This window comes from Pseudothermotoga lettingae TMO (genome assembly GCF_000017865.1).
GTDB lineage: Bacteria > Thermotogota > Thermotogae > Thermotogales > DSM-5069 > Pseudothermotoga_B > Pseudothermotoga_B elfii.
In genome coordinates this window covers 520,615-542,180 of the sequence record NC_009828.1, presented here as the reverse complement: position 1 = coordinate 542,180, position 21,566 = coordinate 520,615, and the positions used below count along the sequence as shown (strand labels likewise).

Genomic DNA, 21,566 nt, shown 5'->3' with positions numbered 1-21,566 from the left:
CACTTATATAATGATCCTGTGTGGTTTAATCGCTTTTATTGAAAAAACCCCTAAAAAAGTTCTATCATTTCCCATGTTTTTCTTGCCTTATTTTTTTACACCAATTTATTTCAGAATTCTTGAACTTTTGAATTTTCCAGCTATGATGGCTTTCACAATAAGTTTTGTTCACTCTCTTTTTCTTTCGCGCAATCAATACGGTCTTTATTTGCATTTAATTCGTACATCAGCATTTATAATTGTGTTATTGGTGGTGAGACGTTGTTTCTTGGTGAGTTTATAGTCAAATATCGTATACCGATTGTACTGATATTTATTGCTGCCGCTATTTTTCTTGGTTATTTTGGTATAACAAATCTAACTATCAATTCCGACCTTGCTGGACTGGCCCCTCAGGGGAACAGCTTTTACACAGAGCAGATAGATTTTCTTGCTGAAAAGTTATCTTCAAACACGCTAACTGTTATTGCTTATACTGATAAAAACATTCAAAAAACAAAGGCAGCATTACAAATTTTGAAAGACAGATTCGAAAATACCGATCACATAATTGAAACTATGAAACTCGATAATCCTGAACTGTTCATCAAATATGGTTTTCTTGCGATCGATTCTACTGGATTGAAAACCGTGTCTGATACATTGAACCTCAGTGTTGAGAATATGCTTGATTTTTCTGAATGGAGAAAAGTAATAACATCTTTCTCCACTGCTCAGCAGCTGCTGGAAGAGTATATTTCTCAACAGGGAATAGATCAATATACAATGCTTTCACCCGACAATCGTGTCATGGTTATAAATTTCGTTCTGAAGGATAACATCATAGATGTTGGTAACGTGAGTAATGCTATACAGAACCTGAAAAAAATAGCCAACCAGGTAACGAAAGAAACTGGAGTGAGATTTCTTTTCACTGGAACGGCTGTGGGAGTCTATGAATCGAACGAACAGGTCAAAAAAGACTTTTTCCTAACCACTTCGATATCATTTATAGGAATCTGCCTTTTGATTTACTTTGGTTATGGAAGCCTATGGATATTGATTTTCCTGATGATATCTATGGCAATTGCTATGTGTATAACCCTTGGAATTGTCAAGTTATTTTCTGGTGAAATCAATATAGTCACTTCTTTCGTGAATGCAATGATATTGGGGCTTGGTATAGATTATGGAATCCACATGATCACCAAAATAACCTCTCACTCTCTATCAGGAAAAATTGAAGAAAAATCTATAGTCGCTTCTGTAAAGGAATTTTTCAGACCTGCTCTTGCTGCTTTGATGACAACTATAGGAGCTTTTTCATCTATGTTCTTTGGTCTTTCAAAACCATTCATGCAAATGAGTATTTTTTCAATTGTTGGCGTTGTTTCTTTTTTCTCAACCATGCTCTTTTTCCTTCCGGCGCTGTTGATAATTATTAAGCCAAAATTTAAGGAGAAAGGAAAAAACCGAAGGTTTGATTTTTCCTTCCTTGTGGCTGGTAGGACAAGAAAAATTTTGAGGTTCATTGCTATAGGTGCAATTGTTGTGTTTTTACCACTTGGAATAATAAATTTGAAAAACTACTGGTATACCCCTTCAGGCCTGGTCTCGGAAAAATCGGAATCTTCCATAGCTTTTTCAGAGGTGAAAAAGAGTTTTCAAAAGGTTGGTTTTGGTGAAATCTGCGTAATAGCTGACAATCTTGAAGAACTCGAAAGAATCAGCAATTTGATCAAAAATTCCGGTTTCATGACCACTCCTCTTTCTATGATGAGCATTTTAGAATATGCATCGTATGAAAACATCGATAAGTTACCGAGCGTTTATTCTGATCTGTTTCAGATTGTGAACAACCCAGTTCTCACAGCAGTTTTCAAGAAAGTTGGTGTCTACCGCCAGATATTAGAAATGTTGTCAATGGCAAAAAATTCCAAAAATCTGCAGGATGTAATAAACGAACTAAAAAAAGATGTCCCCATGCTCTTTTATGAAAAAGATGGTGTTACAAAATATGTTCTCTATACCGACACAACGGAGGATTTATATAAAGAAAACAGGATTAAAAGGGTTTTCAACTTTTTCAAAGAAAATAATGTCCAATCATATGGATATCCTACAATACTTTATAGTGTGATGAACGATATGAGGGGAACTATATATTGGATAGCACTTCTGGTTTCAGCAGGTGTTCTGGTAATGCTTTTGATAGATACAAAATCATTAAAGATGAGTGCTGTAATTCTCGCTTGTGTGATGGCTGCTGTTGTGATTGCGTTCGGTATAGGGTATGTACTTGAAATTCACGCTTCTTTCATGACACTGTTGCTCATACCGATATTGGTTGGAATTGGAGTTGATGGAATGATACACATCAAACATATTTCAGAAAGCAACTCGAGAGAATTAATTTCAAGAACATTGAAATCAATAACTTTCTGTACTTTTACAACAGTTGCAGCATTTGGAAGTTTCTCGCTGGCAGAAGGGAAACTATTACAGGAATTTGGAATATTGATGGGGATAGGTTTATCTGCATCATGGTTGATAACAGTCTTTACAGCTGGTTACCTTCTTAAAGGTGGTGACCAATTTGAAGATAGCGATGTTCACTGATTCTTATTTACCACAAACTAATGGAGTGGCAACTTCAGTTTATTTATACAAACGGGCGCTTGAGCGCATGGGGCATGAAGTTTACATAGTTTCTCCAATTGGTCCAAAAGATGAAACTGTCCTGGTACTAGGAGGAATTCAGTTTAAGTGGGAAAAGAACCACATTATACCAAGCAGTGGGAGAATTTTACCCATAATCGATTTTGTTAAAAAAAAGCAAATAGATGTAATTCATAGCCATGCACCATTTGCTCTTGGTTTTCGGGCATTGATAGTCCAGAGAAGACTTTTTCTTCCGCATGTCCACACCTACCATACACTGCTTGTTGAATACAGACATTACATTCCCAGACCGCTCACGCCGTCGGCAAAAAGCGTGGAAGAGTTTTCTTCATGGTTTTGCAATATGACAAACCAGGTGATAGCCCCCACTGAAAAAATCAAACTCGAATTATTGAGATATGGTGTAACTAAACCTGTACATGTCGTCCCAACAGGAATTGATGTCGAATTATTTGAAAAACCAAACGACTTTGACATAAAAAAGCGACACTCTATCCAGCCAAAATCAAAAGTACTCTTATTTGTTGGAAGGTTGGCAAAAGAGAAAAATGTCACTTTTATTCTAAGAGTTTTCAAAATTTTACTGGAAAAAAATTACGACGTGCACCTGATAGTTGTCGGCGATGGTCCTGAAAGAAATGCATTACAACAACTGGCAAAAGACATTAAAGTCGATCACAGAGTGATTTTCACAGGATATATGCCAAGAACAGAACTCGCGAACTACTATCGACAGGCAGACCTTTTCGTTTTTGGTTCTCAAACCGAGACACAAGGATTGGTGGTGCTCGAAGCTCTTGCTGCTTCAACACCTGTCGTAGCAGTTGCTAAAATGGGCATAGCAGATGTTTTAAAAGAAGGAAAAGGGGCCCTTCTAACAAAAGAAGCCAGCACAACGGAGTTCGTTGAAAAAGTTGAACAAATCCTGAGTGATGAAGGTCTTGCGGAAAAGCTTCGTTTAGAAGGTAAGAAATATATCCTTCACTACTGGTCAATAGATTCTAAGGCAAAACTCATAGAGAAAATTTATGAAACTGCTGTTGAGGAAGGTGCTTGCTTCAGTGATTTCAAATCTAATATATGGCTTGAATTGATGGTTGAAAAAATGAGAGGAATCTCTGCTAAGATATTCGAAAGTACATCAAACGGAGGTGCGAGGCGTGCTGCCATTAAACGTGCTGTTAGGACACATCGTCGCTGACCACGCATTCACAAACAATGCGAAGATAAGGACCTATAAAGGCTCGAAACTGATCGGTCATATTCTCTGGTCAGTTCTGGCTATTCTGGCTTTTACATTCGATACACTCCTGAAATCTCCTTCAGGAATAGCACTCCTTATTGTTTTTGTATCTCTGCACGCATTTTTGGATATTGGACGAGTGAAGATGTATCAAAAAAACAAAAGAATAGTTGACCTGATAGAAGCGGCAGGTATACTTTTAGCAATAATCATAAACACTCTTTGCTTTGACACATTAAGCCAATCTTACCTAACACCAGAATTCGTTCTCTATCTCTTGGGTATGAGTGCTGTATCAGTCGGTGTTACATATCTTTTCAGAAATTTCTATCCGGCCAAGGAATTTCTACCAGATGTTGACGGTATATCAGAACGACTGGCAATTTTTATATTTCTTCTTGCTTCCAAACCACTTTTTGTTGTGATATCGATTGTTATAGCCTTTTTATATCGACTGGTGTTTGTGAAAAAGGCAGACCATACATGGTGGATAAGTCCTGCAAGCGGCATTCTAATAAGTTTGTTGTGGAAAGTGTTGCTTTACACATGATAGGTGAAAAAATAATCTGGACCGCGATTTTGCCTTCAACAAATGATTTTCTGAAAGAAAACTGGAGAACTTTATCGCATGGTACCGCAGTTGTTGCGGAGATGCAAACCAATGGAAGGGGCAGATACAATAGAAACTGGTTGTCGCCGCAGGGCGGTTTATGGTTTTCCATACTTTTCAAGCCAAGAAAATCGCTTCGTCCGGCATTTTTCACAAAAGTGTGTTCACTCTCTGTTATAAAAGCATTGCAAGCATTGAAGGTTGAAGCGAGAATAAAATGGCCAAATGATATATATATCAATGGTAAAAAACTTGCCGGTATTCTTACTGAATCTGTTTTTGATGAAAACATTCCAAAAGCCATCATAACGGGAATAGGTATAAATGTAAATAATAATATTCCACAGGAACTTTCAAACAAAGCTATTTCACTTTATCAGATAACCGGACAAATATATGATCCGAAAATAATTCTTAAAATGATCCTCAGACAAATCGATGGAATGATCAGACGATATTCGAAAAAACCAGAAATAGCAACACGCCTCTGGAAAAAGTACATGATCCAGAAAGAAGGACAGGTCATTTCTTTTATAAAAAGCAATATAATACAGAGCGGAAAGCTTTTGAAAATTCTTGAAGAATCCCTTCTCATAGAAATTGATGGAAAAAAGATTGAGATCAGCTCGTTAGAGATTCTCGATGTTTGACTGGTTGATTATTTCGTATTCAGAATCGGAGACCACTCTTACCACAATTCTCCTGAGCGGATGAATTATTGTCACAATATCGTTTGTTTTGATTTCATATGAAGCCTTTACAGCTCTGCCATTCACAAAAATTTTCTCGTGCTTTAGCATTTGTTGAGCAATCGTTCTTCTTTTTATAAGTTTTGTAGTTTTTAAATATTTATCTATTCTCATAATGCATCACCATCTTGTAGTATACTCAATAAAAAGGAGGATGCAAATGGCTTTCTACAAATATATTGCTGTCGAGAAAAGTGGAAAAAAAGTTAAGGGTGTTCTTGAAGCAGATAACGAATCGCAAATAATAGATCTTCTGAAAAAGAGGCAGTACGTGGTCCTAAATGTCCAGCAGGTTTCCTCAAGGAAGAGTCGGGAACTTCTTAATGTATCTCTGAGTGAGCTGGTAGTTTTTTCAAGGCAATTGGCCACGATGGTGGGAGCAGGTGTCAGGATAAAAGATGCCCTTTCTATACTTTCGAATCAAGTTGTTTTTTCTTCGCGATTCAGAAAAATTATAAACCACCTTGTTGTGTCCTTAGAAACCGGTTCGTCATTTTCTGAAGCTCTCAGAAACGAAGGGGTTTTTGATTCAATCTTCATCAATCTGGTCTCTGCCGGTGAAGAAGGTGGCGTACTGGATAAAACTCTTGATAAAGCCGCTGAGTTTTATGAATCTTCAAAACGACTTCAGGATGAAGTAAAATCTGCTATGGCTTATCCTATGTTTGTCTTAGTATTTGCAATTGGTGTGATATTCGTAATATCGTTTTACATACTCCCAAGATTGATAGGTGCTTTTGGAAGTATACCCTCTTCCGGAATAATAGGTTTTCTTATGGGAGTCAACAAATACCTCAGCACTCATTGGTTGAGCACCATTATAGTTCTATTGACGGTGATTCTGGGATTTGTGTTGTTCATGAAGACTAAATATGGCAATTATGCCAAGGATTTTTTTGCGGGATTGTTTCCTCCAGCAGCCAAATTGAGAAAAATGATGTCGGTTGAACGGTTTTGCAGGACTCTTTCTGTTCTGACAGGTAGTGGCGTTCTTTTGACAAAAGCTATAGAAATGTCTGCCGCAGCTTCGAATAGCCCAAAGATGGTCAAAAAAAGTAAAATAGTTAGTGAGAGAGTAAAAGAAGGGGCCAGTTTGCGGCAGGCAATGATCGAAGCAACGATTTTTCCCCAGATAGTTTACGAACTTGTGGGAACCGGCGAAGAGACAGGAAAATTGGAAGAAGTACTTGCAAAAGTTGCAGATTTTTATGAAGAACAGGTCAGAATAGGGGTTAAGAAATTGGTTTCACTGGTTGAACCAATGCTAATAGCCGGTGTAGGTGGGTTTATCGCGTTCATGGCTTTTACGATGTACAACACTATTTTCCAACTACAGCAAACTATTGGAAGGTGAAAAGATGCTGCTGAAGATGGTATTTAATCTTCTACTTGTTGCTGTATTCCTGTCAACAGTCTTACCAATAATGTCGGTAATTGACAGAATCACTCAACACATACAACCTTACTATATCAAGTGCGCCGTCTTTAAAGCTCTGGAATGGGTGCGCAGAGAAATCCCGGGGCAGGTTGTCATCAATAATACCAGTGGCACCAAAAAACTTATAATAAAGACTATACGAATAGACGAAAAAGAGACAAAAATACTGAGCCTTGATTTCAAAAATACAGTTGAGTTTAACACCAGAAACAATAACGCAATTGAACTGAGCCCGATATGTGTTTCAAATGCAGGAAGCATTGATTTAGGCAGCTGGACCATCACCTTTCCACCGGCTGTAGTGAAAGTGAATATCAGGGAAGAGAGGTGAGATTTTGCAAATCTTTCATAAAATGATCACGGCGATAGATATAACCAAAAGATATGTTGAAGTTATCCGAGGGAGAAAATCAAGAGGCGTTCTGACTTTATTAGATAAATTTTATCAGCAGGGGGAAGATACATCGAAAATTCTCGAACAACTTGCAAAAAAAGTTAATTCCGATGTTGAAGACATTGTAGCAGTAAATTTTCCAAGCGAAAACCTTCTGTTTTTCACAATTGACATACCAGGTGGGCTCAAGATGAAAGATGAAAGAGATTACACAAAAACTGAAATTTCAAGATTATTGAACCTTTCAGCTCAAGAAATTGTTGTGGAACCGATAAGAAATCCGTTAAACAAGGCTCTTGTTATAGTGGCAAAACAGCGGGATGTAAATGAAGCTATAACGAAAGTTGTCAGTGCTGGCTTTCCAGAACCCGATGTGATGCTGCCTGATATTTTTAAATATCTCGAATTAGTAGAAATCAAAAACAGTTCAATAACAACTTTAATTGTGTTAGCACCTGATTATGGTGCGATAATATTATTCATGGCTCAAACACCAATTGGTGTGAGAACATTCACATACTCAAGCTGGGAAATACTTGATATTTTGCGTGAGGAAACAGGAATCACGGCTGAGGACTTCATGAATAATCCCGCCATTCTAAAAGACAACACGAGCGCTGACTCTATAATAGAATCGGTTCTCGTAGATTTGCCTTATACCGTTGAGAGAGAAACTATATTTTTGTTAAACACTATCTTACCAGGTACTTCTATAAGAGAAATATCTAAATTCTATCTGCTTTTCGACCCGCCAATTCTTACGGAACAGAGTGTAAAAATATTCAATTCAATAGATTCGTTCCAAAACAAGATTGAAAATGTAAAATTATCTGTAAATCCAGATAAAGTTGGACTTGGTGCACTGGGAATTTTTATAAGGGGTGGTGCTGAGTTTGGAAAAAATAAACTTGTACAGACACAAAAAACAGATTCTTAAACTATCATCGTTTTTGATTCTTCTGGTATCTCTGATTTTACCTGTGATTGCTGTTAGATTTACAAGTGAGTTTTATAAACAATCTGCACTCGCCTCCTTAGAAGCACAGCATCATCAGATTCTGAGCAAGTACAATTTAGACTTGACTGTCTCTTCGCTTGAAAAACAGGTAGATGATATCGCGTCTGAAAACCGTTCCCTCTTTTTGCTTGGAAGGAAGCTGCAAAATACTATAAATCAGATAGAATCTCATCTGATCAGATATACGAATGGGACCCATCCTATAAAAGAGGTATTTAACCTCTGGAGCAAATCATCATCAAACTGGATGATGCTCTCAGAACTGAAATTTGACGGTTCAATGAAATTAACGATCTACGAATTGTACCAGAATGGTTTTTCACCAGCAGTCGATCGCATATCACAAAAATTGATCGAGCTTGGGTACACAGTAAGCAAATCTGTAGAGTACGATACTTCTATGGATTTCTTATCCAAAAGATTGACAAAAGTAACTGTTGAAGGCAGGCGATAACTGTGCCAAGAAAAATGGCAATTTTGATAGCCGTTCTTGCATTTGTGGTCTGTGCCGCGTATTTTGATATATATGATTATCTGAAATTCAACGCAGTGCTGAAAAAAGCAGATAGTGAGCTTGTGAGGCTTACTGAACTTGATAAAGACGTTTCTCTGAAAAGAGAGTATCTCCTTAAACTCGAAGCCCTGTTAAAACCAAGAATAAAGCTTGAGGAGATCGAGAACACTGTCAAGCAAGTAGGGGGGAGTTTCAAAATCGAAAAAGATGAAAGCTATTCTTTATACGGGGTATGGTCGTCTGAAACCACCAGAGCCATACTGGAAAAGATACTGGATTCTGCAAATATAAATGTAACATCTGTGAGTCTGACAAACAATTTGCAGATACCAGTGTCAATAAGCAATATGGAACAACAACCTTATATAGAGGTGAAAATGATCTTTTCGGGTGTGATGCTTAATGAGTAAGCGATTGATAGGATTGTTGATTCTGGCAACTGCTGTCTGGATAGTGGCTCTGTATTTTCTGCTCTTCTACGATAAAACGCCTCGTCAAACGGCTCAGGAATCTCAGCAGCAAATAGAACCGCTCAGAAGAAGGTTGACAGATCAGCAGTTAGAAGAAATAGTGGGTTACATAAAAACGGATTTCAACAACATTGATTTTTTCGAACCATATTTGCTCAAATTCAATGTGGAAGAACTCACAACACAAATGCTTTCTTCAATGAGCAATCTTCAGGGTTATACCTTTGCTGGATATGCCAGAGGAGATAAGGAGCAATTCATATTGTTAGCGAGAGACAAAAATGTTCTTAAAGTTTCTCTTGATGATGTTCTTGATGGCAGATATTTGCCAATACACATAACCAGTTTTGCTGTTGCAGTTTTAGATTTAAGAACGGGGAGTATACTCGCAATAAGGTGAGGAGGGGTTTTTATGAAAAAGATATGGACAGTGCTGTTACTTTTGATATCAATTTTCCTATTTGCTGCCGAAATAAACAGTATATTGCCTGTTTATCAACAAAATGAGGTAATCTTTCAGATTCAATCCAGCGAACCTTTCAACAAAGCAGATATCTTCGTGGAAAAAAGTGCATCAAATGCAGTCATTTCGGTGCATTTGAAGGGAACAGAGCTTTTGAACACACCTTTTTTCCTTCCCATCGCCTATGGACCTGTTGACTCTCTGAGAGCCATCGGTACTTACCAGGGAACTTTGCTGATTTTCCAGCTTTTAATACCGGTTGATGCAAAAATAGATATTTCACAACAAACATTACAGGTTAAATTTCCTGTTTCTGAGAAACGCATAGACTTAGTCTTAACATCAGAAAGTGATTTTGAGACGGCTGTCAAATTTCTGGCGGAAGAGATGAATTTGAATGTGGTCGTATCTGATTCTGTGAAATCAATCAAAATGGCATTAAAATTGTCCGGTATTTCACCAGAAGATGCTCTGAGAAATCTTCTGATAACAGCTAAGGTTGGAGATGAACCCATTGCATACAGTTATATGCCGGATGGGACATTACATATAGGCACCAGAAACGAAATATCTTTTCGCTTTAACCAGTTCTGGGGCATTTATGATGTGAAGAATGAAGAAGTAGTTAAAAAACTCGAAACAATCCTTTCTCCGACAACCGTTATGACTTACCTGCCAAACAAAGCTGTATTGTTCGTGTATGGCAGCTTATTTGAGCAAGATTTAATATCAAAGATTCTGTCAGTAACTCCACCATCTATTACAAAAGAAATCACTATATCTGTCCCAAAAGACGATGTTTTCAAACTTCTTGATTCTCTAAGAAATATTTACAATTTTGAATATAATTCAATTGAGGGACTCAATAAAATCATCATCAAAGGCGATTCGAAAATTGTCCAAAGCGTTCTCAGCTACATAAAAGAACTTGAGACAAAGTTTCAGCAAATAAGTAAATCAACCGAGGAATCAACCCCTGTGGTCCAAACTAAAATTAAACAGTTCAAAGTTGTTTATCCAGAGGAAGCTACTGAAATTCTCTCCCAGATAGGTCTTGAAACAGTAAAAATGCCTTTTGGCGTGATAGAAGTCAAGGGATCGGATTCACAGCTAAAAATAGCTGAAAGTATTCTCAATGATTTTGGTTTTTTCAAAGCTGAATACGAGCACATTTTTATTCCAGAAAAGTTTCAAGAAAGCTTAATTTCAATACTCAGCAACATTTTTGGAATACCAGCTTCTCGATTTATCAAATCTGAGGACAACGGTATTATCGTTTTTGCCCCCGAAGATATAAGAAAAAGCGCAAGGGATATTTCAGATGATTTCGTCAAGTTTCTCATGAGTAGAAAAAAGTCGGAGATCTTTTTCCTGAATGACTACGAAGTAGCCAGCCAGGTATCTGACATTCTAAAGCAAATTTATGGAATCGAAAGCAACAGTGTTCAAAATGTACTGAAGGTGGTTGGTACAGATGAAGATCTCAATAAAGCAAGGAATTTCATTGCTACCTTTGTAAAAGACAGAACGATCAGAAGTCTTGAAGTACAACTGGATGATGATGTCTATTCTGAGTTGAAAACCCTTATGGAAAGTACACTTGATGTGAAATTTGAAGCAAACCTGAAATCGCTGCGAAGAATCCTAATAAGTTCATACAATAAAGAGGACCTTAACAAAGCAGCTGCTGAAATTAAGAAAATTACTGAAACTATCTCATCTTTAAAAATCGAGAAAGACACGAAGCTGGTTCCCGCGCTAGAAACAATCAATTTTGACGACATAAAACTGCTTCTCACAAAACTCTATGAAGTTGATGTGGAAAAAACTGACCTATTTTATATTCTCAGCGGAGAAAAAGCAAAAATCGAGCAAGCAGAGAAATTTTTATCTCAACTGAGCGGTCAATTAAGCGAAAAACCAAGTAAAGTTTACAGAATAACACAAATACCTGAAGGTTTTTCTGTACAGGAATTAGTGGAAGTCCTCAATAAATTGACAAAAGTTGAAGTTTTAACAGCAGGTCAAACTATGGTTTTATGGGCCGATAAGCAGTCTGTAGAAAATGCAGAGAAAATTTTGCAAGAGCTTATAGCAAATCTTCCAAAGGTTTCGGAAACAGAAAAAAAGATCACAGTAAAAGTAATCGAATACAGTGAAAAAGTACCTTTTGAGGAATTCACTGGCTTTTTACAATCGATTGGAAATACATCGAAACTCAGTGCCTATCCAAACCTTGGGGTTGTAGTGATATCTGGATACGAAGAAGATGTTCAGGATGCAATAAACAACTATAAAAACTTTCAGGAAATTGTTCAACAGAAATCTGAGCTTGCAAAAGTTGAGACTCAACCGGTTAAAATATCAAAAAATGAAGATGGAAGTATAGCTGTGAAGTGCAACGAAATTTCTCTCAGAGAAGTAATATCAGAAATTGCCAGAGAATTGAATATTTCAATGGTATTTATCGCTGTACCCGAAGAAAAAATAACGATGAACGTTTCCTCAATAAACTGGAAACAATTCACAGATCTGATACAAAGCCAGTATGGTTATGCCTTTTTAGAAAGCGATAATGTTACGGTCCTCATAAAACCCAGGTCCGTTACTGATACGACGACTGAAGAAAAATTTGTATATACTCTTCCCCATAATCTCGACAGAATAAAGTCACTGATCGAATTTTACGGTGGGAAAGTCTATATTGACGAATTAAATGATTTGATGGTGGTTACTGGTTTGAGTAAAAAAATGAAAGACCAGCTTGATCAGACAATTCTGCAGATTGCACAACCGCTTAAACAAATTGAAATCGAGGCAAAACTGGTGGACAGATCTCTTATAGATGAAATTACCAGGCAAAACTCTTTGAGTATTTCTTTACCCGGACAGGCTCCAGAGATAACTGTAAGCAGTACATCGCTCAGCCTTAGCACATCTGTAATAAATCTTTTTGACTATCAGAAACTCTTCTCTTATCTTTCCGGCGCATCTGTAACAGCTGTTTTTGAATTAAATAACTCAAACAATTTAGACAACTTGCTGGCAAGCCCAAGAATAGTTACAAGTAGTGGAAAAGAAGCAAGAATCCTTATTGGGGACAGAGTTCCATACCAGACTATTGATGCTGATGGTAATGTTATAGTTAATTTCCTGGATACAGGTATAGAACTGAGAATAACTCCATATGTTCGTACAGATGGCACAATTGAATTGAACATTTTTACAAAAGTTAGCAAGCCAACTTATTATCCAAATATAGACATTCCTGGCGAGAGCACGCGAGAAACAGAAACTGATGTGATACTCAAAAATGGCGATACATTGGTAATCGGCGGCTTGATGAGAGAAACAAAAGAAGAAACAAGCGCAAAAATGCCATTTCTTGGTGACTTACCCTTCATTGGACAGTTATTCAGGAGCAAAACTGAAAAGGCCGATAAGAGAGAATTACTTATTTTCATAACAGCGAGGGTGATTGAACAATGAGGAGAACCGCTGTCGCAGCAGGAAGTTTTTATCCTGCTTCTCCTGAAAGATTAAAATTTTCTATTGAAGAGGCCTTTACATCTTCGCTTGGTCCTGGGCATATTCCAGATAAACCTGATCAGCCTTTGAAAAAACATAGTTCTGTGATTGTTCCTCATGCAGGTTATATCTACAGCGGTCCCGTTGCAGCACATGCTTATGCTGAAATAAGTAAATTGGGAAAACCAGAACTTGTGGTTCTGGTTGGTCCAAATCACACAGGTTACGGACGACCCATAGGTGTTTACAATAGAGGAACCTGGGTCACTCCATTTGGAGAGCTCCATGTTTCAACAGATGCAGCCGAGATATTTCTACAGTACTGCGATGAAGCAAACGCTGATTTTAAATCACACATAAGCGAACACTCCATAGAAGTCCAATTGCCTTTTTTGCAGTATTTGTTTGACGATTTTCAAATATTACCTATCGCAGTGTTTCCCATATTCATAAAAAGTTGTGAAAAAATAGCTATAGCGCTTGACCACATTGCAGAAAATTTCCCTTCGACGTTATTTGTTTTCACAACAGATTTTAATCACTACGAAAGTGATGAAATAACCGTAAAGAAAGACCAAATGGTGATAGATAAAATTCTAACAAAAGATCCCACAGGACTTTATTCCGTAGTAGCAAAAGAGAAGGTAACAATGTGTGGTTTATCTGTCGTGACAAGTTTTCTGTTCATGAAACATTTTGGTTTACCAAGACTGCTAAAACATGCAACAAGTGGTGATGTCACTGGAGAAAGAAGTCAGGTAGTTGGCTATGCCAGTTTCATTTGCGAATCAATCTAAAAAATTCATTCAATTCAGGTAAATTGAGCAATTTACAGAAAATCACATAAATAACCATCCCAAGTAAAACGAGCAACAAAGTCAACATGTGTGACGATCCAAACAAAGATATGATCATAATAATTATTCCCATAGCACTCGAAGCAACCAAAATTTTTGCTATATGTTTCCAATCGATAGTGGGCTTTATTCTAAAGGCAAGATAGATCATTCCACAGAGTCCCGCTAATGAAGTTGCCAGAGCAATTCCAATTATATTCATAGTCAAACCGAGAACAAAATCCAGAACGCTGTTTACGATAAAAGAAATGACTGTTGCAATAAAAGGTGTTCTCATATCTTTTTTTGCATGACAAACACGCGAAAGAACGGCCATAATAGAATAAAAAGGTAACCCTATAGAATAGTAAAACAGAACCGCGCTTGTTTTGATAGTATCTTCGTATGTAAAAGCCCCATGCTGGTAAACCAGCGATATTAATCTTTCACTTAAAGCCATCAAACCTACCGCCGAAGGCACTGTTAAAAAGAGTGATAATCTAATGGATTCAGAGGTGTACTTCTTTGAGTTTTGCATCTCATTTGATATCACCGGCAAAACAACAGTAGCCATAGCAACACCAAAAACTCCAAAAGGTAATTGATAGAATCTGTTCGCATACTGCATTGCCGAAACACCGCCAGGGCCGAGTAAAGAAGCAACGTTTATATCTATCAAAACGTTAAATTCCGAAACTGTCATAGCCAGTAATGCTGGAAAAAAGAGTCTCAGAAAATCTCCTGTACCTTTGAAGGTTGGTTTGTATCTAAATCCGGATTTTCTTGCACCGGGTATCAGGCTGACAAACATTAATGCTCCTCCAACAGTAAACCCAATCGTCGGACCGAGTACTGCCGGTTCAAAAAGATCAGACATCAGGGTTCCGAGGATTACCCCAAAATTCATCAGCATAGGAGAGAGAGCAGGAATGAAAAACTTATTATGCGAATTTTGAATTGCATATAATACCGCCCAGAGAAATATAAAAACAACGAAAGGCATGCTAAAGCGAGATAATGATGATGTAAGTAGTCGGACTTCCTGCGATGCCCCGCTCGATAGTAATATCGGTACTATCTTTGGATAAATCTCTACAAAAACTGTCAGAGAAATGGTAACTATACCTATGCTCGTTATAACGGCAGAAGCAAACTCATTGCTCTTTCCACGATCGTTGTAAAGCGGTACGAAAGCCGAGGTCATAGCCCCTTCAGCAAAGGCGCGCCTGAGCAAAAAAGGAAAAGAAATGGCAATCACATATGAATCAAATTCAACTCCCGCGCCGAATTTGTGCGCAAGAAGTACATCTCTAATCAAACCGGTTACGCGGGATATTAGAGTAGCCAAGGAGAAAAGAATCCCGTATTGAAATATCTGCGGCATTTTATTTATTTCTTCTCTCTATGTAAGTTTTCAAACCTGAAGTCAAAATTGCAACTGCATCCCTCAGTTGTTCGCGTTCCAGAACATACGCTATTCTGATCTCACTCATCCCCGTAGATGGTGTTACATAAAATCCACTGAGAGGTGCCACCATTGTCGTTTTTCCTTCAACCTCATACTCCGTCAACATAAATTTCACAAAATCTTCAGAATTGTCGATTGGAAGTTTCACCGAAATATAAAAAGCCCCGTGAGGTTTCTTGAAGACTGCTCCATCAATGCGCTGAAGTTCTTCGTAAACAACATCTCTTCTCATTTCATACTCTTTTCTCATTTGTGAATAATACAAATCGTCAAGCGTCAGAAGACCAATAGTACCGTATTGAGATGTCATAGCAGGACAGAGTCTCGCCTGAGCCAGTTTCATAGCTGCTTGATATATATCTTTATTCTTGGTAATAAATGTACCAATCCGCGCGCCGCAGGCACTATATCTTTTAGAAATACTGTCAACAACTATGACTTTGTCAGAAATATTAGAAAAACTCATCATAGATATGGCCCTAAAACCATCAAAAGTGAATTCTCTATAAACCTCGTCTGAAATCACAAACAAATCTCTCTTCAAAGCAACTTCAGCAATAACTTCAAGTTGTTTTTCATCGTAAACAGCCCCCGTAGGATTGCAGGGATTGGAAAAAATGATTGCTTTAGTCCTGTGACTGATTTTCTCCAGAAAATCACCCATCTTTGGTATTTGATATCCATCCTCCGGGCGAGTTCTAACTGGAACAAGATTGATACCAAGTTGAGCAGCAAATCCAGCGTAATTGGCATAGAACGGCTCCAGAACAAGTATTTCATCTCCCGGATCCGCCACGACTGTCATAGCGAACAGGACAGCTTCACTTCCACCATTGGTAACGATGATTTCATCCGGGAAAACATCTATATCGAATCTGGCGTAATATTTTGTAAAAGCCTCCCTCAGTGGCAGAAGACCTGCTGAGTGTGTATAAGCTACAATCTGGGGTCTGTGTTTTTCCTCATACTGAAAATAAATTGAAGGTGTTGGTATATCAGGTTGACCTATGTTTAAATAATAGATTTTTTTACCTTTTTTTACAGCTTCCTCGGCAAATGGCACTAATTTTCTTATGGGACTCGCCGGCGCCTTTTTTGATCTTTCCGAAATTCTCATCAATCTCGCCTCCAGGCTTCAAATATATAAAATTTCAGATATTCTGTCTCTGGCACTCCAAGTAAAATAGGGTGATCCTCAGGTTGACCACCTCTGTAAGCAATCCTTAAATTAACCTTGCAATCACTCGCCACCGATTGCATAACTCTTTCAAAATCAAAAGCAGACAGTATTTGCGTACACGAGGAACTCACCAGCAGACCAGGTTTTTTCAAGAGCTTGATTGCACGGAGATTAACCTCTTTATGGCCACGTTCTGCTGACTCTTTTGCAGAGGATGTTTTTGCAAAAGACGGAGGATCAAGTACAATGAGATCGTATTGCTCTGTGAGCGATGTTTCTCTTTTCAACCAATCGAACGCATTGGCACATATCAGATCGTATCGTCCTTCAAAACCATTCAATTTCATCAATTGATCAGCTATTTGCAACGATCTCTGAGAATAATCAATCAATTTTACATGCTTGGCACCATATTTCAACAGATGCAAGGCAAAGTTCCCTGTGTAAGAAAAAACATCTACGCACTTTTTGCCTTCAGCGTATGGAAAAAGAGCCCTGGCATTTAATCTCTGATCCAGGAAAGCCCCTGTTTTTTGGCCTTTGAGATCAGATGCCAGAGTAAGGCCATTTGATCTGTAATAAATTATTTCCGGACCATTTCCATAAATCCAGCCACTTCGTTTTTCCAGGCCTTCTTTTAATCGTGCAGGTGAATCCGATTTTTCGTAGATACCTGACACCTCTACCTGCTGTAATAGGATTTTCACTGAGAGTTCTTTCAATTTCTCCATGCCAAGTGTGTTTATTTGAATAACAAGGTAAGGTCCGAATTTATCAACAATTAAACCTGCAAGCCAATCAGATTCGCTGTAAATAAGCCTGCAAGCTTGTTCATACTTTAGAAGGAAACGGCGTCTGTGAATAGCCTGCTCTATTCTGCTCTGCAAAATCTGTTCAATTGTTTTTGGCTCGAATGTTAGAATGCGAACAGTTATTTTTGATTTCGTATTTATATAACCACGGGCAAAGAATTGACCGCTTTTCAAAAATACGTCCACAATCTGACCGTCTTCGAAATCACCCTTGATAGTCATTATCTCGTTTTTGTATATCCATGGATGGTGATTTCTTTTAAATTTATTCAATATTACCTGAGCGCTAATCTTTTTTCACCCTTTCATACAAATGCCTCAGCAATTTTTCATCAAAAATACCTCTTGTCCATTGATTGTGAGCAGCCTGTTTGGCTCTATTTACCCACGATTCAAGCTCTTCGTCTGTTATTTGAACTGACACCTTCAGACCAACTGATGCGATAAATTCACCAATATCTGTGAAAATCTTTTTAATTGTTGCAATCTTTTCAGGAATTTCTTTTTCAGCTTGGTTAACTATTGAATCAAGAAACAGCGCTGTAGCGTCACCATGCCTTATACCCTTGAAAGTACTCAAAGGATATCCCAAAACATGGGCAAGAGTCGTGCTGGTCTGGCTTATGACCATTCCGGCCAAGCAGGATGCACACGCCATATTTTCCCTGGCGCCTAAATCTTCAGGATTTTCCAGAGCCTTTGGTAAATTTTCCTTTATCAATTCCATTGCCCGCACTGCGTACAGATCAGAAACAGGTGTGGCTCGTTTCGAGACAAACCCCTCTACAGCATGGCACAGTGCATCCAGACCAGTTGATCTGGTCAGAGAAGCATTCATACTTATTGTATAAATCGGATCGATCAAGGCGAGCGCAGGAAAAATAGAAAGATGAGCAAACCCTTTTTTATAACCACTATCATCCGTCAATACTGAGTACTGCGTCACCTCACTTCCCGTACCGGAAGTAGTAGGAATTGCACATATTGGAAGTGATTGTTCGTATTTTGATGCGTTGTAAAGATCTTCCACGTTCATATCTTTGTTTTTTAAAAGCACCGCTATGGCCTTTGCAGAATCAAGCGGGCTACCACCACCAAGACCTATTATGAAATCGAAATTACGATCTCGAAGCGAATACACTGCTTCACGTATAAGAGAGTATGTTGGATTTTCTTCAATTTTATCGTAGATTTCATAATAAACACCAGCAGATTGAAGAGATTTTTCTAAATCTTGCAAAGATCCATTCTTTTTAGATGAATGCTTTCCGGTAATTATCAGAGCTTTCGATCCAAAATTCTTGAACAAATCAATGTTTTTTTCCAGTACATTCTTTGAAAAAATTACCTTTGTGGGCATAAAATATTGCCACATTCAGATCACCTCCTAAGAACTAAACCCTTTCTCTTTTACTCGTTGTTTTTGAGAAATAAGATGAGCAATTCTCGTAGGTTCAGGCAACCTGTAACCGACACAACACGATAAAACAAGCTCGATAGCAGACTGAACATCACATTTGTGACCGGGAGAAACAAAAACCGGTTTACAGTTGTTTTTAGTTCTGATAACAGCACCTATTATCTCGCTTTCGTCGTAAATGAACTCGTACTCTCCTTTATGTTTCCCCGGCTGTTTGTATGTTCCATAAAGATGGGACTTTGCCACTCCAATAGTTGGCAGGTTAATAAACAACCCCATGTGAGCCGCTATACCTATTCGACGGGGATGAGCAATGCCTTGCCCGTCAAACATAACTACATCTGGTCTTATTTTCAATTTTTCCCACGCTCTCAGAAAAACTGGTCCTTCACGAAAAGCAAGCAGGCCTGGTATATATGGAAATGAAATATTTGACACTTCAGTTACATAATCAACAATTTTCAGAGTTGGGAAATTCAAAACAACTATCACTGCACATCCTTGATCTTCTTTTGGAAAAGACAGATCAACTCCTGCTACCAAATCAACTTTTTTTATCGAAGATCTTTCCAGAAGTTCGACAAGTTTTTTCTGTTCTTCAATAGCCTCTTTTGGCGACAGATTCCATTTATGAAGTTCTTTCACCTGACCACCACCACAAGCGCATCGAATGGAAAACTCGGATAAATCCTGCTATCTGACATTTTTTTAATAATGCCTAAATATTCATCCATGCCGCTTGTTAGCGAAATTATCTTAACATCAAAAGTAATTTCCGGATAAACAGCCTCAACAACCTTCGTAATTTCCGTTTTCATAGCTTTGTTAAGAACAAAAACAGTATTTTTTGAATAATTGACGCCTATATCTTCCCAGACAATTTGATGTGGTAAAAACCCCACTTTGGAATTCCACAGTTCTTCCAAGCGAACCAGAAATCCCCTTGTTTTATTTGTTGAGCAATTGATTATAAGGATTTTTGGTATTTTTACATCCTCAGATAAATTCTGAGTAATAATTGAATTTCTATAACTTTCCAATTTCTGCGAATCGATAATTACATTTCCATCACTATCCAGTTTATACGGAAATGACAAAAAACTCATGTTCATTTTTTTCTTCAGCCTGGAAAACAAATATGCCATTTCTCCCATACCAACATCTGTGGTTACATTCCTGTATACATGAGAAAATATCGAGACCATTTTTGCCAAATCGAGAGTTCTTGCCCTGTCAATCAATTTAAGCAGGACTTCTTTTTGTCTCTCTATTCTTGATATATCTCCCATCGAACCACGTCTGTATCTTATGTAAGCAAGCAATTGCTCACCATTCATGAGATATGTTCCTGGTTGAAAATCGATATTCAAATTCTGAACAGAATCAACGTATTTCATAGGTTCCTGGATCTGTATCTCGATCGGTCCCAGACTATCTCCTAAAAACTTGAAAACATCATAATCAATAACCGCATACCCGTGTATTTCAAGATTCAGGAGATCTGAGACCGTATCTTTCAATCCAGATATGCCGGTTTTTTCGTATTTTGCATTTATCTTACCATCTCCAATAAGCAGATCTCGTGGTATATTGGTTAAAAGAACATTTCCTTTCTCATGGTCTATGATAACAACCATTATTACATCAGTTCTAACAGTCCTTTCAATCACAGCATCTGTCCCAACCACAAGCAAACAGTAAGGATTTACCTCTATTTTTTTGAAAAACAAATCTGTTAAAATTCTCTGGGAGAAGAAAATTGCAAACAAGAGAAAGCTCAAGCTCATAACCACAGCCACGATCAAAAGTATGAAGGTTGGTTTTCTCAGAATCTGCACCTCCAGAGATAATTTTATCACCTGGCGTTGTACAATGTCTAATTGTGGAGTGAAAATATGTTCTGGGTTAAGATACTTGTTTTTATAATAATCAGTATACTTCTTGTAAAAATAGCAAAAAAACCTGTATCTTCTGAAAAAAACATTCGTGAGTCACTTATAAACTCTGGCTGGAAGTGCTGTGCAGGTGTTAAATCCGGTAAAACGTGGATAGGTCTTTACAGAAAATCTTTTCAAAAAAAGATAGTTTTGATATGTGAAAATTCGCTGAATTTTGCAGATGTTAAAAAAGCTGTTGTAATGGCTCTCTTATCAAATACCAGGTTAATAAAGCTTTACTGCTCCGAAATTACTCCGCATGCTCAAAAAGCCTTGAATAAATTGTCCAAGACAAAAAAATTACACCGAATAAAATTTGTTCAGGAGGAAAGATTCCTTTGATTTTAATATGGATAACACTGATTTTGCTTTTGTGCCTTTTGCTATTATATGCTTTTAAAAGAAGAAAAAAATCGACCATTTTGAAAGAAAAGTGGAAAACTGGCTTCAGCGATGGGTGGGAATTCGAAAAGTTCATCGCTGAGGTATTTAAAAATGCAGGATATCGATCAACCTTAACAAAGGGTTCTCATGATTTTGGAGCAGATTTAATAATCAAAAAAAGGAAAGTTTCGTATGCTATTCAGATTAAATATTATTCTAATCCTATTACATTGAAAGCTCTTGAAGAGGCACTTGTAGCCGCTGCCATCTACGGAGTAGATAGAATAGGCGTAGTAACAAATGGAGAAATACCACAATCATTGAAGAAATTCGCACAAGAAATAGAGAAAAAAACTTTTGTCAAAAAAGTTATATTGATTGGAAAAAACGATATTGAAAGCATGTTGAATGGCAAGAAAACATTTCTGTGAGGTGGTAGTA

21 protein-coding genes are annotated in these 21,566 nt (G+C 37.7%); 14 read left to right on the top strand and 7 right to left on the bottom strand.

Annotation, left to right across the window (positions count from 1 at the left end; translation table 11 throughout):
* Positions 1-261: 261 nt before the first annotated feature.
* From TLET_RS02605 to TLET_RS02590, 4 genes are read left to right on the top strand one after another with little or no spacing between them, the layout of a single operon-like run.
* On the top strand, positions 262-2,598 hold the full coding sequence (locus tag TLET_RS02605) for an efflux RND transporter permease subunit (RefSeq protein ID WP_012002557.1): 2,337 nt from the start codon (positions 262-264) through the stop codon (positions 2,596-2,598).
* On the top strand, positions 2,576-3,862 hold the full coding sequence (locus TLET_RS02600; RefSeq protein ID WP_012002556.1) for a glycosyltransferase family 4 protein: 1,287 nt from the start codon (positions 2,576-2,578) through the stop codon (positions 3,860-3,862). The genes TLET_RS02605 and TLET_RS02600 overlap by 23 nt, the downstream gene beginning before the upstream one ends.
* Positions 3,822-4,454 (top strand): hypothetical protein, encoded by a 633-nt coding sequence (locus tag TLET_RS02595; protein ID WP_012002555.1) that lies wholly within the window; start codon positions 3,822-3,824, stop codon positions 4,452-4,454. Before TLET_RS02600 ends, TLET_RS02595 begins: the two co-directional genes overlap by 41 nt.
* The gene (locus tag TLET_RS02590) at positions 4,451-5,164 is read left to right on the top strand and encodes a biotin--[acetyl-CoA-carboxylase] ligase (protein WP_012002554.1); all 714 of its coding nucleotides are present in this window, start codon (positions 4,451-4,453) and stop codon (positions 5,162-5,164) included. The genes TLET_RS02595 and TLET_RS02590 overlap by 4 nt, the downstream gene beginning before the upstream one ends.
* Here the strand turns inward: TLET_RS02590 and TLET_RS02585 are convergent.
* Complete coding sequence (locus TLET_RS02585) at positions 5,144-5,377, bottom strand: S4 domain-containing protein (RefSeq protein WP_012002553.1); 234 nt, start codon at positions 5,375-5,377, stop codon at positions 5,144-5,146. The two genes, TLET_RS02590 and TLET_RS02585, sit on opposite strands and share 21 nt — an antisense overlap.
* Before the next feature lie 46 nt (positions 5,378-5,423).
* On the opposite strand from TLET_RS02585, the gene TLET_RS02580 reads away from it, so the two are divergent.
* From TLET_RS02580 to amrB, 8 genes are read left to right on the top strand one after another with little or no spacing between them, the layout of a single operon-like run.
* Positions 5,424-6,617 carry a type II secretion system F family protein gene (locus tag TLET_RS02580; RefSeq protein ID WP_012002552.1) on the top strand — a complete coding sequence of 398 codons (1,194 nt, stop codon included), beginning with the start codon at positions 5,424-5,426 and terminating at the stop codon, positions 6,615-6,617.
* 4 nt (positions 6,618-6,621) lie between these two features.
* Positions 6,622-7,032, top strand: coding sequence for a hypothetical protein (locus tag TLET_RS02575; RefSeq protein ID WP_012002551.1), 411 nt, complete (start codon positions 6,622-6,624; stop codon positions 7,030-7,032).
* Between the two features lie 4 nt (positions 7,033-7,036).
* Positions 7,037-8,032: a hypothetical protein gene (locus tag TLET_RS02570; RefSeq protein WP_012002550.1), complete on the top strand. Its 996-nt coding sequence runs from the start codon at positions 7,037-7,039 to the stop codon at positions 8,030-8,032.
* Entirely contained in the window at positions 7,989-8,567 is a 579-nt protein-coding gene (locus tag TLET_RS02565; RefSeq protein WP_028843408.1) for a hypothetical protein, read from the top strand. Before TLET_RS02570 ends, TLET_RS02565 begins: the two co-directional genes overlap by 44 nt.
* A 2-nt stretch (positions 8,568-8,569) precedes the next feature.
* Positions 8,570-9,037, top strand: coding sequence for a hypothetical protein (locus TLET_RS02560; RefSeq protein WP_012002548.1), 468 nt, complete (start codon positions 8,570-8,572; stop codon positions 9,035-9,037).
* On the top strand, positions 9,030-9,497 hold the full coding sequence (locus TLET_RS02555) for a hypothetical protein (protein ID WP_012002547.1): 468 nt from the start codon (positions 9,030-9,032) through the stop codon (positions 9,495-9,497). Before TLET_RS02560 ends, TLET_RS02555 begins: the two co-directional genes overlap by 8 nt.
* 12 nt (positions 9,498-9,509) lie before the next feature.
* Positions 9,510-13,049, top strand: coding sequence for a type II secretion system protein GspD (locus TLET_RS10620; protein ID WP_012002546.1), 3,540 nt, complete (start codon positions 9,510-9,512; stop codon positions 13,047-13,049).
* Positions 13,046-13,885 (top strand): AmmeMemoRadiSam system protein B, encoded by an 840-nt coding sequence (gene amrB / locus TLET_RS02545; protein WP_012002545.1) that lies wholly within the window; start codon positions 13,046-13,048, stop codon positions 13,883-13,885. The genes TLET_RS10620 and amrB overlap by 4 nt, the downstream gene beginning before the upstream one ends.
* Here amrB and murJ read toward each other — a convergent pair.
* The 6 genes from murJ to TLET_RS02515 are packed head-to-tail and all read right to left on the bottom strand — an operon-like array spanning position 13,866 to position 20,585.
* Positions 13,866-15,308: a murein biosynthesis integral membrane protein MurJ gene (gene murJ, locus TLET_RS02540; protein ID WP_012002544.1), complete on the bottom strand. Its 1,443-nt coding sequence runs from the start codon at positions 15,306-15,308 to the stop codon at positions 13,866-13,868. The two genes, amrB and murJ, sit on opposite strands and share 20 nt — an antisense overlap.
* A gap of 1 nt (position 15,309) precedes the next feature.
* Complete coding sequence (locus tag TLET_RS02535) at positions 15,310-16,509, bottom strand: pyridoxal phosphate-dependent aminotransferase (RefSeq protein ID WP_012002543.1); 1,200 nt, start codon at positions 16,507-16,509, stop codon at positions 15,310-15,312.
* Entirely contained in the window at positions 16,509-17,657 is a 1,149-nt protein-coding gene (locus TLET_RS02530; protein ID WP_012002542.1) for a class I SAM-dependent rRNA methyltransferase, read from the bottom strand. Before TLET_RS02530 ends, TLET_RS02535 begins: the two co-directional genes overlap by 1 nt.
* 13 nt (positions 17,658-17,670) lie before the next feature.
* On the bottom strand, positions 17,671-18,759 hold the full coding sequence (locus tag TLET_RS02525; protein ID WP_012002541.1) for an iron-containing alcohol dehydrogenase family protein: 1,089 nt from the start codon (positions 18,757-18,759) through the stop codon (positions 17,671-17,673).
* Positions 18,760-18,771: 12 nt separating this feature from the next.
* Positions 18,772-19,449, bottom strand: coding sequence for an endonuclease V (nfi, locus tag TLET_RS02520; protein ID WP_012002540.1), 678 nt, complete (start codon positions 19,447-19,449; stop codon positions 18,772-18,774).
* The gene (locus tag TLET_RS02515) at positions 19,446-20,585 is read right to left on the bottom strand and encodes an LCP family protein (protein ID WP_161632316.1); all 1,140 of its coding nucleotides are present in this window, start codon (positions 20,583-20,585) and stop codon (positions 19,446-19,448) included. Before TLET_RS02515 ends, nfi begins: the two co-directional genes overlap by 4 nt.
* A 114-nt stretch (positions 20,586-20,699) precedes the next feature.
* Here TLET_RS02515 and TLET_RS02510 point away from each other — a divergent pair, with 114 nt between their 5' ends.
* Positions 20,700-21,083, top strand: coding sequence for a hypothetical protein (locus tag TLET_RS02510; RefSeq protein ID WP_012002538.1), 384 nt, complete (start codon positions 20,700-20,702; stop codon positions 21,081-21,083).
* On the top strand, positions 21,080-21,556 hold the full coding sequence (locus TLET_RS02505; RefSeq protein ID WP_012002537.1) for a restriction endonuclease: 477 nt from the start codon (positions 21,080-21,082) through the stop codon (positions 21,554-21,556). The genes TLET_RS02510 and TLET_RS02505 overlap by 4 nt, the downstream gene beginning before the upstream one ends.
* Positions 21,557-21,566 lie beyond the last annotated feature (10 nt).